General features: G+C 70.8%; 16 protein-coding genes and 1 tRNA gene. 3 read left to right on the top strand and 14 right to left on the bottom strand.

Annotation, left to right across the window (positions count from 1 at the left end; genetic code table 11):
• Window positions 1-108: 108 nt before the first annotated feature.
• Both L2C96_RS21370 and L2C96_RS21365 read right to left on the bottom strand, forming a co-directional pair.
• Entirely contained in the window at window positions 109-459 is a 351-nt protein-coding gene (locus L2C96_RS21370) for a DUF952 domain-containing protein (RefSeq protein WP_237337479.1), read from the bottom strand.
• Window positions 459-1,334, bottom strand: coding sequence for a DUF5926 family protein (locus tag L2C96_RS21365; protein ID WP_237337478.1), 876 nt, complete (start codon window positions 1,332-1,334; stop codon window positions 459-461). The genes L2C96_RS21370 and L2C96_RS21365 overlap by 1 nt, the downstream gene beginning before the upstream one ends.
• A 78-nt stretch (window positions 1,335-1,412) precedes the next feature.
• Here L2C96_RS21365 and L2C96_RS21360 point away from each other — a divergent pair, with 78 nt between their 5' ends.
• Window positions 1,413-2,567, top strand: a complete 1,155-nt coding sequence (locus tag L2C96_RS21360) for a cytochrome P450 (RefSeq protein ID WP_237337477.1) — start codon at window positions 1,413-1,415, stop codon at window positions 2,565-2,567.
• Window positions 2,568-2,641: 74 nt separating this feature from the next.
• Here the strand turns inward: L2C96_RS21360 and L2C96_RS21355 are convergent, their stop codons facing one another.
• The 12 genes from L2C96_RS21355 to L2C96_RS21300 all read right to left on the bottom strand — a co-directional run bounded on the left by L2C96_RS21355 (window position 2,642) and on the right by L2C96_RS21300 (window position 14,434).
• Complete coding sequence (locus L2C96_RS21355; protein WP_237337476.1) at window positions 2,642-3,514, bottom strand: DUF4328 domain-containing protein; 873 nt, start codon at window positions 3,512-3,514, stop codon at window positions 2,642-2,644.
• A gap of 53 nt (window positions 3,515-3,567) precedes the next feature.
• Entirely contained in the window at window positions 3,568-3,918 is a 351-nt protein-coding gene (locus L2C96_RS21350) for a rhodanese-like domain-containing protein (protein ID WP_020416369.1), read from the bottom strand.
• 88 nt (window positions 3,919-4,006) lie between these two features.
• On the bottom strand, window positions 4,007-5,617 hold the full coding sequence (locus L2C96_RS21345) for a monocarboxylic acid transporter (RefSeq protein ID WP_237337475.1): 1,611 nt from the start codon (window positions 5,615-5,617) through the stop codon (window positions 4,007-4,009).
• Window positions 5,614-5,964: a DUF485 domain-containing protein gene (locus L2C96_RS21340; protein ID WP_020416367.1), complete on the bottom strand. Its 351-nt coding sequence runs from the start codon at window positions 5,962-5,964 to the stop codon at window positions 5,614-5,616. Before L2C96_RS21340 ends, L2C96_RS21345 begins: the two co-directional genes overlap by 4 nt.
• 250 nt (window positions 5,965-6,214) lie before the next feature.
• Window positions 6,215-7,996 carry a sodium/solute symporter gene (locus L2C96_RS21335; RefSeq protein ID WP_237337474.1) on the bottom strand — a complete coding sequence of 594 codons (1,782 nt, stop codon included), beginning with the start codon at window positions 7,994-7,996 and terminating at the stop codon, window positions 6,215-6,217.
• A gap of 43 nt (window positions 7,997-8,039) precedes the next feature.
• Window positions 8,040-8,537, bottom strand: a complete 498-nt coding sequence (locus tag L2C96_RS21330; protein WP_237337473.1) for a hypothetical protein — start codon at window positions 8,535-8,537, stop codon at window positions 8,040-8,042.
• Window positions 8,534-9,358, bottom strand: coding sequence for a LytR/AlgR family response regulator transcription factor (locus tag L2C96_RS21325; RefSeq protein WP_051079479.1), 825 nt, complete (start codon window positions 9,356-9,358; stop codon window positions 8,534-8,536). Before L2C96_RS21325 ends, L2C96_RS21330 begins: the two co-directional genes overlap by 4 nt.
• Before the next feature lie 49 nt (window positions 9,359-9,407).
• A complete protein-coding gene (locus tag L2C96_RS21320) occupies window positions 9,408-10,259 on the bottom strand; it encodes a S49 family peptidase (RefSeq protein ID WP_020416364.1) in 852 nt (283 codons plus the stop codon).
• Window positions 10,256-11,539 carry a sensor histidine kinase gene (locus tag L2C96_RS21315; RefSeq protein WP_237337529.1) on the bottom strand — a complete coding sequence of 428 codons (1,284 nt, stop codon included), beginning with the start codon at window positions 11,537-11,539 and terminating at the stop codon, window positions 10,256-10,258. The genes L2C96_RS21320 and L2C96_RS21315 overlap by 4 nt, the downstream gene beginning before the upstream one ends.
• A 78-nt stretch (window positions 11,540-11,617) precedes the next feature.
• Window positions 11,618-12,469: an Fpg/Nei family DNA glycosylase gene (locus L2C96_RS21310; protein WP_020416362.1), complete on the bottom strand. Its 852-nt coding sequence runs from the start codon at window positions 12,467-12,469 to the stop codon at window positions 11,618-11,620.
• 2 nt (window positions 12,470-12,471) lie between these two features.
• Entirely contained in the window at window positions 12,472-12,912 is a 441-nt protein-coding gene (locus L2C96_RS21305; RefSeq protein ID WP_020416361.1) for a hypothetical protein, read from the bottom strand.
• Between the two features lie 85 nt (window positions 12,913-12,997).
• On the bottom strand, window positions 12,998-14,434 hold the full coding sequence (locus L2C96_RS21300; RefSeq protein ID WP_237337472.1) for a sigma-70 family RNA polymerase sigma factor: 1,437 nt from the start codon (window positions 14,432-14,434) through the stop codon (window positions 12,998-13,000).
• 229 nt (window positions 14,435-14,663) lie between these two features.
• Between L2C96_RS21300 and L2C96_RS21295 the strand changes: the two genes are divergently transcribed.
• Together L2C96_RS21295 and L2C96_RS21290 are read left to right on the top strand one after the other, a co-directional pair.
• Window positions 14,664-14,736 (top strand) — tRNA-Gly (locus L2C96_RS21295).
• 402 nt (window positions 14,737-15,138) lie between these two features.
• Window positions 15,139-16,530 (top strand): alkaline phosphatase family protein, encoded by a 1,392-nt coding sequence (locus L2C96_RS21290; RefSeq protein WP_237337471.1) that lies wholly within the window; start codon window positions 15,139-15,141, stop codon window positions 16,528-16,530.
• Window positions 16,531-16,567: the final 37 nt, after the last annotated feature.

Here is a 16,567-nt window from a genome sequence, read left to right as displayed (position 1 = left end):
GCGGCCGAGGTCACCGTATCGCCTCCCTCGACCGTGTGTCTTACCCCTTCGCCGAGTCCACGCATGACGGCCCCCTCAGGTTGTCCGGCGCGCTCTGAGGTGGACGCCTCAGCGTGGGTCTCGTTGCGCGAGGCGCGCGGGCAGCTCGAAGGCGCCGTCCGCGTTCGGCGGGAAGGGGTGCACGGCCACCACGGCTTCGGCGCGGATCGGGCCGTAGACGTGCGGGAACAGGATGCCGTCGGGATGCGGCGGGTCGCCGGCCTCCCAGCGCAGCGGGACATCCAGCCGCGCCGGGTCGATCTCCAGCAGCACCAGGTCCGTGCGGCCGCGGTAGAGCGCGTTCGCCGGGATCGCCACCGTGCCCGGGTCGGAGCAGTGGATGAAGCCGACGGTGTCCAGGGACGGGGCGCGGTAGTCCGCGCCCGTCCACTCCGCGGCCGCGCAGAGGTGCAGGATCACTAGCGGAGCGTCAGCTGCCTGCCGACCAGGCCGTCGCGCGCACGGCGCTCGGCGGCGGTCAGCGGCTCGGCGTCGACCGACTTCAGGGCCTCCTCCAGGCGGGCGCCCAGCTGCTCGGCAGGCTCGGCCCACTCGCGGGCGTGCGCCTCGGGGTCCAGGTCCCACACCGGCACCAGCAGGCCGTGCGCGCGGAACGACCCGGCGTAGCGGGAGCCCTCGCCGAGCGACAGCTCACCGGCCGCGGACAGGCGCGCAAGCGCTTGCATCAGGCGACCCTCCGGCTCCGGCCGGACCCAGCGCAGGTGCGCCTTCTCGCCGGCCAGTACCCAGTACGAGCCGGTGCCAAGGCGCTCGGTCGGCATGATCGCCTCGTTGGCCCGCTCCAGCGACACCTTGACCTCGCCGCTGGGGTCGGTGTCCTCGGGCAGCCACCAGTCGAAGTTCGAGTGCAGGGTGACGTCCAGCTCGGCGTCGGCCACCAGCAGGTCCTGCAGGCGCTCGCCATCGGCGGGCGGGCTCGTGGTGTCCGGCACCGGCAGCACGTCGCCCGGCTCGGCCGTCAGCGCCCAGCGGATCGCGCGGCCCAGGTCGCGGCTCACGTCGCTGGAGCGGGTCTGCACCTGGAGCCCGACGAACACCTCGCCGTCGGTGCGCACGAACGCGGCCGCGGCCATCGGCAGCACGGTCGCCAGCGTGATCTTCCGCTCGCCCGCGTCCACAAGGGACAGCGGCGCGGTGGCCGACGGCACGAACTCGCGCAGCGCGATCAGCTCCGGCTCGGCGGCCAGCCCCTCGAACGGCTGCCCCACGAACACTTCGCGGACCTTCGGTGCCTTGTCCTTCTTCGGACCCCGCTTGCGCGCGCCCTTGCCCATCTCGCCTCCTCGGACTACAGGCCGCAGACGCTACCGAACCAGGCACGGCCCGCCGGATCGGGGGATTAGGCTCGGGTCGTGTTCGATCCCCGTGACCCCGCCTTCCTCGCCGACCCGTACCCGGAGTTCGCCCGCCTGCGCGCGCAGGCGCCGGTGCACCAGCACGACGGGCTGGGCCTGGCGATCGCGGTGTCCCACGCGGCGGCGTCGGCGGTGCTGCGGCACCGCGGGCTGGGCCGGATCTGGACCGACGCGAGCCCGGCCGAGCAGTTCGTGTCGTTCAACCTGCTGCACCGCAACTCGCTGCTGGAGAACGAGCCGCCGGTGCACACGCGGTTGCGCCGGTCGATCTCGTCGGCGTTCGGGCGCGGGCACGTCGAGCGGTTGCGGCCGACGGTGATGCGACTGGCGGACGAGCTGGTGGCCGGGATCGCCGATGCGGGGTCGGCCGACCTGCTGGACGCGCTCGCGCAGCCGCTGCCGGTCGCGGTGATCTCCGAGCTGCTGGACGTGCCGGAGGCCGACCGGCCGCGACTGGTGCCGTGGTCGAACGCGATCGTGAAGATGTACGAGTACGGGCTGCCCGAGGAGGGCCGGGTGGCGGCCGAGCGGGCGGCGACCGAGTTCGTCGAGTTCCTGCGCGAGCTGGCCGAGCGGCGCCGCCGGGAGCCGGGCGAGGACCTGATCACGGATTTGTTGAGGGCCGAGCTCACCGAGGACGAGGTGGTGGCCACCGCGGTGCTGCTGCTGATGGCCGGCCACGAGGCGACGGTCAACGTGATCGGCAACGGGGTCTGGGCCCTGCTGCGGCACCCGGACCAGTGGCAGCGTCTTGTGGACGACCCGGGCCTGATGCCGGCCGCGGTGGAGGAGCTGATCCGCTTCGACTCGCCGCTGCAGCTGTTCGAGCGCACGGCGACCGAGGACGTGGAGATCGCGGGCTTCCGGGTGGCGAAGGGCGAGAAGATCGCCGCGCTGCTCGGCGCGGCCGCGCGGGACCCGGAGGTGTTCGCCGAGCCGGACACGCTGGACGTCGCCCGCAGCGACGGCACGCACCTGGGTTTCGGCGCGGGGATCCACTACTGCATCGGCGCGCCACTCGCACGAATCGAAATCGCGGCGGCGCTGGTCGCGCTGACCAAGCGGTTGCCGGGCCTGCGCCTGGCGGGTGAGCCGGAGCGCCGACCGGAGTTCGTGATCCGGGGGCTGAAGAACCTGCCGGTGACGGTCTAGCGAGCCGCGCTTTCGCGGCCGGTCCCGGGATCCGCGCGAGGGGCGGCGCTCGTCCTGCGGAGCGGCAGCCCAGATCAGCGCGCCGCGCCGGTGGGGCGTGCCGTGCGCAGCTCCGGCGCCGGGGCGCCCTTCACGGACCGCACCTGCAGTGGGCGCAGCCGGTCGGTGCGGACCGGCGCCAGCAGCGTCGTCAGGCGGTACACCAGCACCGCGGTCAACCCGGCCAGCACGGCGGCCGAGGTGTTCAGCAGGCCGGTCAGCAGCACGCCGTCGGCCATCGCCTGCACGCCGTCCTTGAAGCGCCACCCGATGACCAGCACCATCAGCACCTCGTTGACCACCCAGGCCGCCCACCAGGCCAGCACCAGCCGCGACGGGCGGGGGCGGCGGTCCGGCTCGCGGCCCAGCACCAGGTGCTCCAGCTCGGCGAGGATGGAGCCCGCCATCACCAGGTTCACCCCCGGCACCAGCACCCCGGCGACGACCTCGCGCGTCGAGCGGGCCGGTTCCTGTCCGGCGGCCTCCGCGGCGGCACTGCGAGCGACCAGCAGCCACCACAGCGTCGCGGCGACGGCGATCAGCCCGAACACCACGGTCAGCAGCGACGCGATGATCTCCAGCGCGTCGGAGAACGCCACGGTCGCCGCGTGCAGGGCCGTCGACCGGCTCATCACGAGCAGCCCGTAGCGCCAGAACTCGGCACCCGCCGCGACCGCGGCCAGCCCGGCGAGGAACCACAGGATCGTCACGGCATTGCGGTGCAGCACCCGCACGCGCTCGACCGGGCTCGGATAGCCGGACGGGGTGCCGGGCACCGCCGTCGGCACCCGCCAGGCCAGGTGCGGGAAACCCCAGCGCGGCGGCACGTGGTACGACGGCGGGCCGTCGTAGCGCTCGGCCGGGCGCGCCGGCCGGGGACGGATCGCACCCGGTGGAGGGTTCGCCACCCAGCTGACACGCGGTCGCGGGCGGTACGGCCTCGGGGTCGGGTGCATGGGACCTACAGGACCTCGGGCGGGCCGTCGTGCTCGCCGACGACCGGGCGGCCCTCGGTCTCCCAGGACTTCATGCCGCCCGCCACGTTGATCGCGTCCCAGCCGCTCGCGTTGAGCCACGCCGCGGCCCGCGCGGAGCGGCCGCCGGTGCGGCACACCACGTAGAGCGGCTGGTCGTCGGGCAGCTGGGCCAGTTCGTCGGTGCGCGCGGGCAGCTCGCCGAGCGGGATGTGGACCGCGCCGGGGGCGTGGCCGGCGTCCCACTCGTCCTGTTCGCGCACGTCCAGCAACACCAGCCCGTCCGCGGGCAGTTCGGAGACGGACGCGGTCGGAATGTCACCTGGTTGCACGTTCACATACTGGCACGCGCACCCATCAACTGCACGTGAGCCCGAAAAAGGGCCACCCCCGTCGCGGGAGTGGCCCTTTCCGCCGTCCGTCAGGTCAGTGCGCGGTGGCCTTCTCGGCGTGTGCGCCGGTCAGCGCACGCACCTCCATCTCGGCGTACTTCTTCTCGTTGCGCTCCTTCGACAGCACCGTGCCGAGGAAGCCCAGCAGGAACGACACCGGGATGGACACCAGGCCCGGGTTCTCCAGCGGGAACCAGTGGAAGTCCACACCCTTGATCATCGGCTTCGACCCGCCGGAGACCGCAGGCGAGAAGACGATCAGCACGATGCAGACGAGCAGGCCGCCGTACATGCTCCACAGCGCGCCCTGAGTGTTGAACCGCTTCCAGAACAGCGAGTACAGCAGGGTCGGCAGGTTCGCCGAGGCCGCCACCGCGAAGGCCAGCGCGACCAGGAAGGCCACGTTCTGGTTCTTCGCGAGGATGCCGCCGACGATGGCCAGCGCGCCGATCACGACCGCGGTGATGCGGGCGACCCGCACCTCGGCCGCCTTGCTGTCGACCTGGCCCTTCTTGATCACGTTGGCGTAGACGTCGTGCGCGAACGACGCCGACGCGGTGATCGTCAGGCCGGCCACCACCGCGAGGATCGTCGCGAAGGCGACCGCGGCGATGAACCCGAGCAGGATCGGACCGCCCAGTTCGAGCGCGAGCAGCGGCGCCGCCGAGTTGGTCGTGCCCGGCGCCGAGTTGATCGCCTGCGGGCCCACCAGCGCACCGGCGCCGTAGCCCAGCACCAGGGTGAACAGGTAGAAGATGCCGATCAGCACGATGGCCCAGACGACCGACTTCCGCGCGTCCTTCGCGGTGGGCACCGTGTAGAAGCGCATCAGCACGTGCGGCAGGCCCGCGGTGCCCAGCACCAGCGCGATGCCCAGCGACAGGAAGTCCAGCTTGCTGGTCTCGGTCTTGCCGTACTGCTTGCCCGGGTTGAGCAGGGCGTCACCGGTCGCGCCGCCGCGTTCGACCGCACCCTGCAGCAGGTTCGACAGGTTGAAGCCGAACTTGCCCAGCACCCACAGCGTCATCGCCAGCGCGCCGAGGATGAGCAGGACGGCCTTGATGATCTGGACCCAGGTGGTGCCCTTCATGCCGCCGATGAGCACGTAGACGATCATCAGGATGCCGACGATGGCGATGACGGCGTTCTGGCCCCAGTCGCTCTTGATGCCGAGGAGCAGGTTGACCAGGCCGCCGGCACCCGCCATCTGCGCGAGCAGGTAGAAGAACGACACCGCGAGGGTGGACACCGCCGCCGCGGCGCGGATCGGCCGCTGCCGCATCCGGAACGCGACCACGTCGCCGAGCGTGAACTTGCCGGTGTTGCGCAGCAGCTCGGCGACCAGGAGCAGCGCGACCAGCCACGCGACGAGGAACCCGATGGAGTAGAGGAACCCGTCGTAGCCGTTGACCGCGATCGCGCCCGCGATGCCGAGGAACGACGCCGCGGACAGGTAGTCGCCCGAGATCGCGATGCCGTTCTGCGGACCGGTGAACGAGCGGCCCGCCGCGTAGTAGTCGGAGGCGGTCTTCGTGTTGCGGCTGGCGCGGAACACGATCACGAGGGTGATCGCGACGAAGATCGCGAAGATGATGATGTTCAGCGTCGGGTTGCTGCCTTCGACGCCCTGCGCCAGGTTCCTCACTGCGCGTCTCCTTCGATCTCACCGCGGATCTTGTCGGCGATCGGGTCCAGCTTGCGGTTCGCGTACCGCACGTAGAGCCCGGTGATGAGGAACGTCGACACGAACTGCAGCAGGCCGATGAGCAGGCCGACGTTGAAGTTGCCGATCAGCTTCGTCGACATGAAGCCGTGGGCGTAGTCGGCGAGCAGGACGTAGACGAGGTACCAGACGAGGAAGAGGACGGTCATCGGGAAGACGAAGGTCCGCAACCTCTTGCGGAGCTCGGCGAACTCGGGGCTCGCCTGCACCTTCTGCCAGTTGTCACCCGGACCCGTCTCGTCGACGAGGTCCTGGTCGCTGGTGCTCACGGGACAACCTCCCTGTGCATGGTCTCAACCTCTTCCGGTCGTGTGATGCGGGTAGATCTTGCCGCGAAACGTGAGTCTTGTTGTTAATCCTTTCGAGTGAATGATCTTACGGAGAGTTGACGATCTTACGCCGGTTAGACGTAGGAATGTCCATTTCGCGAATCACCAAACGGGCAAGATTTGCCGAAATGTCAACCGACGGTAAACGAAACCGCCAATGGAGTGAAAGTCGCCCGGGTGAGAACCGGGGTCACTTGCGGTGTCGGCCGCGTCCCATCCGGGTACGCTCTTCGGCCTGCCCGAACCGCGCGACCGCCCGATCGCGCATGAACCCGAGCCGGTCCGGGGCGTGCAGCCGCAGCATCACGGCGTTCACGTCGGCCGGCTTGCCGTTCGGCGTCGCCAGGCTGACCAGGATCGTCACCGCGAACGCCACCGGCACCGTGATCAACGCGGGCTGGTCGGCGAACCACGGCGCCCAGCCCCCGGTGAACCGGCTGACCAGGTCCACCACCAGCGCACCGAGCACCAGCCCGCCGCCGATGATCATGCCCGCCATCGCGCCCGGCCAGGTCAGGCCGCGCCACCACACGCCGAGCAGCAGCAACGGCGAGAACGTCGACGCGGCCAGCGCGAACGACATCCCGACGCTCAGCGACAGGTCGTTCGGCCGCAGGAGCAGCGCCAGCGCCAGCGGCACCAGCGCGACCACACCCGCGGCGATCCGGAAGTCCAGCACCCGGCCCTTCGACAGGTCCGTCGACACCACACCCGCCAGGCTCACCAGCAACCCCGACGACGTGGACAGGAACGCCGCGAACGCCCCGGCCAGCACGACCGCCCCCAGCACCTGCCCGGCCACCCCCGGCACCATCGCCGACGGCAGCCGCAGCACCGCGGCGTCCGTCTGGCCCGTCACCAGCAGCTCCGGCACGTACATCCGGGACAGCGCCCCGAGGATCGTCGGGAACAGGTAGAACAGCCCGAGCAGCAACAGGACGTGCACCGTGGTCCGGCGCGCCGCCCGGCCGTCCGGGTTGGTGTAGAAGCGGACCAGCACGTGCGGCAGGCCCATCGTGCCGAGGAACGTCGCGAAGATCAGCGAATACGTCTGCAGCAGGTCCCGCACGCCCTCGGAGCCGGGGTGCAGCCAGTCGGAGTTGGTGACCTCCGCGTCGCTCACCGTCGGGACCGGGGTGCCGGCCGCGAACCACACGCGGGTGCCCTGCGGCAGCTCCTGCGTCGAGCCCTGCACCCAGATCTCGTCGTGCGGCGCCGGGTCGCCCGGGTGCTCGATCACGACCTGCGTCAGCGTGCCGACCTCGAAGGCGACGTCGGTGCGGATGTCCACAGTGGTCTGCGCGGCGAACACCGGCGGCGCGGGCGACCCCAGCGAACCGGCTGGCCCCGGCTTGCCGCCTGCCAGGAACACCGCGCACAGCACGAACGCGGGCAGCGCGATCGCGAACAGCTTCAGCCAGTACTGGAACGCCTGCACCACGGTGATCGCGCGCATGCCGCCGGCCATCACGTTCACACCGACCAGCACGGTGACCGTCACCGCGCCGACCCAGCCCGGCACGTTCAGCACCGTCGTCAGCGCCAGCCCGGCGCCCTGCAGCTGCGGGACCAGGTAGAGGATCCCGATGAACACCACGAACGCGGTGCCGCACCGGCGCAGCGCGACCGACTCCAGCCGCGCCTCCAGGAAGTCCGGCAGCGTGTAGGCGCCCGAGCGGCGCAGCGGCGCGGCGACGAACAGCATCAGCGCCAGGTAGCCGGCGGTGAAGCCGATCGGGAACCACAACCCGTCGGCGCCGTCCTTGAGGATGATCCCGGCGATGCCGAGGAACGACGCGGCGGAGAGGTACTCACCGGAAATGGCGGCGGCGTTGCGGCGCGACCGCACAGTGCGGCGTGCGACCAGGAAGTCGTGCGTGGTGTTGGCGAACCGGGACGAGCGGTGACCCAGGTAGAAGGTCAGCACGGCGACGGTCGCGATGCCGCTCAGCGCCCACGGGTTCAGCTGCACGATCCGGATTGTCCCCTGCCCCGGCTCCGGCTCCGCGGGCCGGTCACGACTCGATCATGTCCACGAAGTCCCGCTCGTGCCGCTCGGCCAGCCGGTTGTAGGCCAGGCCCGCGAGCAGCAGCAACGGGAACGGCAACAGCCCCAGCAACAACCACGCCAGCGGCACGCCGACCACGCGCAGCGCGGCGAACCCCGGCCACAGGTAGAAGGCCAGCGGCAGCGCGCCGAGCAGCACCAGCACCAGCGCGCTCAACCCGAGCGCGGTGCGCAGCTGGTGCTTGACCAGGTCGCGGATCAGCAGCTCGCCCCAGCTGGTCTGCTGCTCCAGCTCCAGGCGCGCGCGCAGCGTCGGCGTCGTCTTGCGGGAACGCGGATCCGCCAGCACCACCCGCTGCCGCTTCGGCGGTTTCGCCGGCTCCGGCGGCGCCTCGGGCGGCGGCGCGGGCGGGATCGGCTCCACCGACGCCGGCTGGTAGTTCTTGCCCAGCGTCGGGTCCGGCTCACGCACCCCGTCGGCCCGACGGTAGAAGTCCTCGGTCATCGACCACCCGTGAGTCGGTCCTTGAGCTCACGGGTGTGCCGCCGGGAGACCGGGAGCAGCTTCTCCTCGTTGCCGATCACGACCTGGTAGCCGCCCTGCCCCATGCGCAGCTCGGTGATCAGGTTCAACGCGACCAGGAACGACCGGTGGATCCGCACGAACCCGGCCTTCTCCCAGCGCTCCTCGAGCTGGGTCAGCGGGATGCGGACCAGGTGGCTGTTGCCGTCCTTGGTGAACAGGCGGGCGTAGTCGCCCTGCGCCTCGACCCAGCGCACCGACGAGCGCGGCACGAGCTTCGTGGTCCCGGCGAGCTCGACCGGGATCACCTCGTCGTCGTCCGGCGCGGCGGGCGCGGCCGCGCCCGGCCCTGGCGGGGCCACCGTCTTCAGCTTCTCCAGCACCCGCTCGACCGCCCGGTCCAGCCGGTGCTGGTTGCACGGCTTGAGCAGGTAGTCCACCGCGCCCAGGTCGAACGCGTTGACGGCCTCGTGCGCGTGCCCGGTGACGAACACCAGCACCGGCGCGGGGCTCATCGCGGAGAACACGCGCGCCATCTCCATGCCGGACAGGCCGGGCATCTGGAGGTCGGCGAACACCGCGTCGATCGGCGGCAGGCCCCGCTCCTTGCGCTCACGCACCTCCGGGTCCTCCGAGGCCAGCACGCGCAGCGCCTCGGAGGCGTCGACCGCGGTGAACACGCGACCGATGTGCGGGTTGCCCCGCAGCGTGTCGACCAGCAGGTTCAACCCGTGGGGCTCGTCGTCCACCGCGAGGACGAGCAGTCTTCTGGTGTCTTGTTGCGCACTCACAGTGACTCGCATCCTGCCTATTGCAGGTTGTGATGTCCATACCGCGAGCGGGCGAGCGCTTTCAAATCCCGTAGCGTGACCAAGCAACTCGCTGTGCGACCGCGTCCAGGAGCGCCTGGGCGGCTGCCGGCGCGCCGATGCCGAGCCGGGCCAGCAGCGGCTTCTTCGGCTCGGCGATCGTGATCTCGGCGTCCGGCCAGCGCTGCTCGACGACCTCCCGCAGGTTGCCGATCCCGTCGACCAGGCCCAGCTCGACGGCCTTCGCGCCGAGCCAGACGTCACCGGTGAACAGCTCCTCGGTGTCGGCGAGCCGGTCGCCGCGGCGTTCCTTCACCCACTCCACGAACATCTCGTGCAACTGTGCGTGCATCTTCTTCAGCCACTCGACGTCCTCCGGCTTCTCCGGGGCGAACGGGTCGAGCCGCTTCTTGTTCTCACCCGCGGTGTGCACGCGCCGCTCGATGCCGAAGCGCTCCAGCAGACCGGTGAACCCGAACCCGCCGCTGATCACGCCGATGGAACCGACCATCGACGTGCGGTGCGCGTAGATCTCGTCCGCCGCGCACGCCAGCCAGTAACCGCCGGAGGCCGCGACGTCCTCACAGAACGCGATCACCGGCACGCCCGGCTTCTTCGCGGCGAGCTGGCGGATCCGCTCCGCGACCAGCCCGGACTGGGTCGGCGCGCCGCCCGGCGAGTTGATCTGCAACGCGACCGCCTTGAGCCGGTCGTGGTCGAACGCGCGGGTCAGCGCGGACTCGACGGCCGCGAGGTTGATGGTGCCGCGCGCGAGCGGCGAGGGCGTCGGCGTGATCACCCCGTGCAGCTTGACGACGGCCACCACGTCCTTGCGGTCGCCCCGGTCGCCGATGCGCGAAATCCTGCTGCTCAGCCTGTCCGTCACGCTGGTCATGGCGCCAGGTTACGGACTCCGTCCGGTTTGTGCAGACGGCCGTTGCGGGCGGGCTCCGGCGGGGCTTCCGCGTAGTCCGGCAGGTCGGTGCGCACGCCGGGCGCGAACTTCGGCACCCGCAGCGTCACCTTCATCCCGGCGCCCGGCGCGGTCTCGACCATCAGCGCGTACTCGTCGCCGAACAGCTGCCGCATGCGCGCGTTGATGTTGCCCAGCCCGACGTGCGCGCCGGTGCGGTGCGAGTTGCGCAGGTCGGCCAGCCGCGCCGGGTCCATGCCGATGCCGTCGTCCTCGACGCTGATCAGCGCCTCGGTGCCGTAGTCGGAGGCGGTGACGGTGACCATGCCGCCGGTCGGCTTGTTCGCCAGGCCGTGCTGCACCGCGTTCTCCACGAGCGGCTGGATGATCAGGAACGGCACCACGACCGACAGCACCTCGGGCGCGATCTTCAGCCGCACCTCGAGGCGGCCGCCGAACCGGGCCCGTTCGATCGTCAGGTAGAGGTCGATGTTGCGCAGCTCGTCGGCGAGCGTGGTGAACATGCCGGAGGTGCGGAACGAGTAGCGCGTGAAGTCGGCGAACTCCTGCAGCAGCTCGCGCGCCTCCTCCGGGTCGGTCCGGATGAGCGCGGAGATCGTGTTGAGCGCGTTGTAGATGAAGTGCGGCGAGATCTGCGCGCGCAGCGCCTTGATCTCGGCCTGCTGCAACTGGTGCTTGGACTCCTCGAAGCGGGCCAGCTCGAACTGGGTGGTGACGAACTGCGCGACCGCGTCGGCCATCTGGATCAGGCGCTTGCCGGAGCTGCGGCCCACCACGATGAGCGCCGCCTCGACCTCGTCCTCGACGAGCAGCGGCACGATCACCGCGGTCTTCATCTTGCAGGTGCCGCGGTGGTCGCACGGGACGTCGTCGTGCGAGACGACCTCACGACGGGCCTTGCGGATGGACATCATCACGGCGCTGCTGAGGTCGAGGTAGTGGTCGTTGGCCTCGCCGTCCCAGGACACCAGGGTGCCCTCGTTGTCGGTGATGCCGACGGCGACGCACTTGAGCAGTTCGAGCAGCTGCGAGGTGATCCGGTCGGCGCTGGCCTGGTCGAAGCCCTCGCGGAGGTCCGGTGTCGCGCGGGACATGTGGTAGACGGCTTCCAGAACCGCGTCCTCGATCGAGCTGCTCGGCTTGCGGGTCCGCGCCAGCACGACGATCAGGACGATCAGCAGCACACCCGACACGCTCCACGGGATGATTTGCGAGATCGGCAGACCGGACACGGCGTCAATGCTCTGCGCTCGTGACGCAAGGTGCAAGCTCTTCAGCGCACTTTCTGTGCTGACTTCGCCACCCTGCGGGGTGAGGCGCTACTTGAGCAGGCGCGACAGGCGACGGTCCGCGAGCGGCTTGCCGCCCGTCTGGCAGGTCGGGCAGTACTGGAAGGACTTGTCGGCGAAGGAAACCTCACGCACCGTGTCCCCGCACACCGGGCAGGGCAGCCCGGTCCGCGCGTGCACCCGGAGGCCGGACCGCTTCTCGCCCTTGAGGCGAGCCGCGTCCTGGCCCACCGAGCGCTCCACCGCGCTCGTCAGGATCTGGTGCACCGCCTCGGCGAGCCGGTCCAGCGCGTCGTCGGACAGCTTGCCCGCGGTCGCGAACGGGGACAGCCGCGCGGCGTGCAGGATCTCGTCCGAGTAGGCGTTGCCGATGCCCGCGATCAGCGACTGGTCGGTCAGCGCCCACTTGAGCCGCTCGGTCCGCCCTGCCAGCAGCTCGGCCAGCGAATCCCGGTGCAGCGACAGGGCGTCCGGGCCGAGCCGGGCGATGCTGGGCACCTCCTGCGGGTCCCGCACCACCCACACCGCGAGGCCCTTCTTCGTGCCCGCCTCGGTCAGGTCGAATCCGCGGTCTCCGAAGTGGACGCGCAGCGCGATCGGGCCCTTGCCCGGTTTCGGCGGCGCCGGCGAGAGGTTGTCCGCCCACCGCAGCCAGCCGGCGCGCGCCAGGTGCACCACCAGGTGCAGGCCGTCGCAGTCGAGGTCGAGGTGCTTGCCGAACCGGCCCGCCCCCGTCACCTCGCGCCCGTGCAGGTCGGTGTAGGGCGGGTCGAACGTCTTCAGCACCGCCAGCGACGCCACGTCGACGCGGCTGACCAGCCGCCCCACCGCGTGCTCACGCAGGTGGTACGCCAGCGCTTCGACCTCGGGCAACTCCGGCATCGCTACTCCATCGGCCGCAGCGGGCCCTCGAAGTCCGGGCCCGCCTCCCGCTGGATGGTCTTCGCGAGCCTGGTCAGCTCGCTGCGCACGCGGAACATGCCGGAGATGATCCCGACCCAGCGCTCGGGCGGCGGCTCGCCGGTGACGCCGCCGTCGGTCTCCGCGACGACCGTCCACGGCCGGTTCAGCACCCACCGCAGCGGGAAGAACACCGCGATCAGCAGCAGGCCGTAGATCACCCACGGCGGCACCACGACGGTGTCGGGCAGCCAGGCGACGAGGATGACCGCCAGCAGCACGCACACGGCGAGCATCGCGATGCCCGAGGTGTAGCTGCCGGAGATGTCCCGCTCGAAGTCCTCGGCGGTTGCCGGGCGGCGCCATTCCATCTGCGCCCGGACGACCCACTCGCGGCCGTCGCCTCCCCGCACCACGCGGTTCATCTTTCGCTGCCTCCCGCCACGGTCGTTCGCCCGTCCAACCGTAGCGTGGCCGCGGCCCGCCGCGCGAGACGCGGACGGAGATCGACTACTCGGATGACCCCCGGCCGGAGTGCCCGTGATCCCGGTCCCGCCACAGCCACCACGGCGCGGACCACGACGGCGGCCCGTGCGACTCGGCCTGCGTCGGCTTGTCCTTGTCCCGGCCCCAGCCCTTGCCCGGCTTGTCCCGGGTCGGCGAGTCCTCGCTCTCGTACGGCGTGGCGTCCGTGGTCGGCAGGTCGTCGCGCGCACTGCCGCGGGACGACGACTGCGTCGGCTCGACCTGGTCCGACCGCTCGCCACCGGTGCTCGAACCGTCGGTCTGCGGCTGCTGCCGCGCGGGCGGCCCGGCCGGCTCGATCGGCTTCGCGGGCGGCTGCGACTTCTCCACGACCGTGCTCGGCAACGGCGCGCCGGGGTAGGGCAGCGTCACCTCGTCGGGCGCGATCAGCACCTGCGGCGGCGAACTCAGCCGCGACTCCGGCTCCGCGATCCGCAACTCGACCCCGCCCTGCTCGGGCAAGCCGATCGGCTGCGAATCGTCGACCATCGCCGGGCCCACCGCGAACCCGACCACACCCGCGGCCGTGGTCGACGCCAGCGCCACGCCGATCTTCAGCTTCGACACCAGCACGGTCTTCAACGTGGTCAGCACACCCGACGTCGCACCGCCACTGGCGGCCGTGCCCGCGGCGACGGCGGTGGCCGGCACCAGCAACGCCACCGCACCGGCGTGCGCCCGCAGCGACGAGCAGACGTCCCGCAGCTCCGCGTGCATCGCCCGGCAGGACGCGCACCCCAGCAGGTGACCGCGGATCCGCCGCGCCTCGGCGCCGGTGACGCTGCCCGCGGTGTAGCCGCCGAGCTTCTCGATGACCCCGCGGCAGCTGACGTCGGAAATCCGGTTCATCGCCAGGTGCGCCTGCAGGTACGCGGCACGCAGGCCCTGCCGGGCCCGCCGCGCCAGCGCCGCCGTCGCGTTCGCGCTCAACCCGAAGTGCGGAGCCACCACCGCCGGCTGCTCACCCTCGACCTCGGTCTGCCACAACACGGTCCGCCAGCGCTCCGGCAAGCTGGTGAAAGCGGTGGTGATCAAGCTGTGCTCCGCGGTGCGGGCGTGCGCGTCGGCGCCCGCCCCCGCGCGGTGCGTCAGCTCGTCGTCGGTGACCGGCACATCGCGGCGCGCGCCGTGCCACTCCCACGACACCCGGCGCGCCACCGTCAGCAAGTACGCGCGGATGTGCTCCTTCGGGCCGTTCCCGCGGCGCAACGCCTGCAACACGCGGAAGAACGTCTCGGCGGTGATGTCCTCCGCCTCGGACGAATCGGCGGCCAGACTGCGGGCCAGCCTGCGGACGGCGGAAGCGTGCAGCTCGAACAACTCGCGGAACGCGGCATCCTCACCGGAACGCAGCCTGCTCAACAGAGCCTGCTCATCCTCCGATGCCATGCGCTGTTCCGGCACCGCCGCGTCGTCCGTCATGCGGCCAGCCACCTCCTCCCCCGCGGGACTAACCCGTTCGGTTGAATGGAGACACCATACGGAGCGAAACGCTCGCCGTCACCCCTTGTACTCCCGGAGTGACCGAGTTCCCTCCGACAGGGCGACGCACACCTCGCAGCCACCCAAGATCACCCCAAAATGGCCACCCCGTCAACCCGGCGAATCGCGCCCGTATAGACTGTCCATCGCACCGGTTGACCCGGGGCACGCGGACGTAGCGCAGCTGGTAGCGCATCACCTTGCCAAGGTGAGGGTCGCGGGTTCGAATCCCGTCGTCCGCTCGTAGCTGGCCGACCCCTGCTCGCGCTTTGCGCTTCGCCGGGGCTACTCGCCATTGCATTGGGGGTCGACCCCCAAACCCCCGCCAGGAGGGCTCCGCCCCCTGGACCCCCTCCCGGCGCCGGATCGTGCGGATCTCGCCAGTGCCGTCCCCTGAACCCCTTCCCGGCGCCGGATCGGTGCGGTCGTCGCCTTCGCGTGGTTTGAGCTGCGGTTTTTCTTGTTTGTCGGGGTCTTTGTTGGTTTTTGGCCAGTGTTCGGCTGCCGTTCCCAAGATTCACCTGATCGTGTGGATGGCTGGGGTCAGGGTGGGTGGGGTTTCTCGTCCACTGGAGGTTTTCTTGTCTGGAGTCACTCGGCGGCGGGTCTTGGGGGCTGGGGCTGCGGCGGCGGCCTCGGCGTTGATGCCGCCCAACGTGCAACGGGCGCTGGCCCAGGAAGCGCCGAAACGCGGATCCCTGCGGGACATCGAGCACGTCGTCCTGCTCATGCAGGAGAACCGCTCGTTCGACCACTACTTCGGCACCCTCTCCGGCGTCCGCGGGTTCGACGACCCGGACGCGGTGCGGCTGCCGTCCGGGCGGTCGGTGTTCTACCAGCCCGACGCGCAGAACCCGGCGGGCTACGCGCTGCCGTTCCACCTCGACACGCACGCGACCAACGCCCAGAAGATCCCGTCCACCTCACACGCCTGGCAGGTCCAGCACGACTCGCTCAACGGCGGCAAGATGGACAACTGGCTGCCTGCCCACCGCAAGGCCGACGGCAAGAACGGGCCCTACGTCATGGGCTACCACACCCGTGCCGACCTGCCCTTCCAGTTCGCCCTCGCCGAGGCGTTCACCATCTGCGACAGCTACTTCTGCTCCGTGCTCGGCCCCACCTGGCCCAATCGCATGATGTGGATGACCGGCACCATCGACCCCGACGGCGAACACGGCGGGCCGATCCTCGACAACAAGGCCCCGGCTGGCGGCTACACCTGGAAGACCTACGCCGAACGGCTCACCGAAGCCGGCATCAGCTGGAAGGTCTACGAACAGGACGACACCTACGGCTGCAACATGCTGGAGAACTTCACGGCCTTCAAAAACGCCGCGCCGGACTCCGAACTCGCCGTCAACGGCCTCACCCACCGGCCCGAAGGCCAGTTCGAGTACGACGCGCGCAACGACAAACTGCCGACCGTCTCCTGGATCATCACCACCAGCACCCAGTCCGAGCACCCCGATTACACACCGGCCGACGGCGCCGCGTTCGTCGCCAGCAAGATCGACGCCATCGCGGCCAACCCGGACGTGTGGGCCAAGACCGTGTTCATCCTCAGCTACGACGAGAACGACGGCCTCTTCGACCACGTCGTCCCGCCCATCCCGCCCGCGGGCACCCCCGGCGAGTTCGTCACCGGCACCTCACCCGGCGGCACCAAGGGCAACGGGCTGTGGATCGGCGGCGGCTTCCGCGTGCCGTGCATCATCGTGTCGCCGTGGACCGCGGGCGGCTGGGTGTGCAGCGAGAACTTCGACCACACCTCCCAGCTGCGGCTCCTCGAACGCGTCACCGGGGTCGCGGAACCCAACATCTCCGCGTGGCGGCGGTCCACCTTCGGCGACCTCACCTCCGCGTTCCGGTTCCACGAGGGCGGGACGAAACCGCCGACGCTGCCCGACACCAGCGGGCCGCTGACGCTGTCCCGGTACGAGGCGGCGAACCTGCCCGCCCCGGCGATGCCGCCGACGGTCAGCGAACCGCCCACCCAGGAGAAGGGCCACCGGCCCCGGCTGCCCCGCCACTGAACTCTGCCACTGAACCCGGGCCTGGGGGCCGCTCCGG

It is taken from the genome of Amycolatopsis tucumanensis (genome assembly GCF_021654135.1).
Lineage (GTDB): Bacteria > Actinomycetota > Actinomycetes > Mycobacteriales > Pseudonocardiaceae > Amycolatopsis_E > Amycolatopsis_E tucumanensis.
Note: the sequence above shows the minus strand (reverse complement) of the source record. Positions and strands in the feature narration are given on the sequence as shown.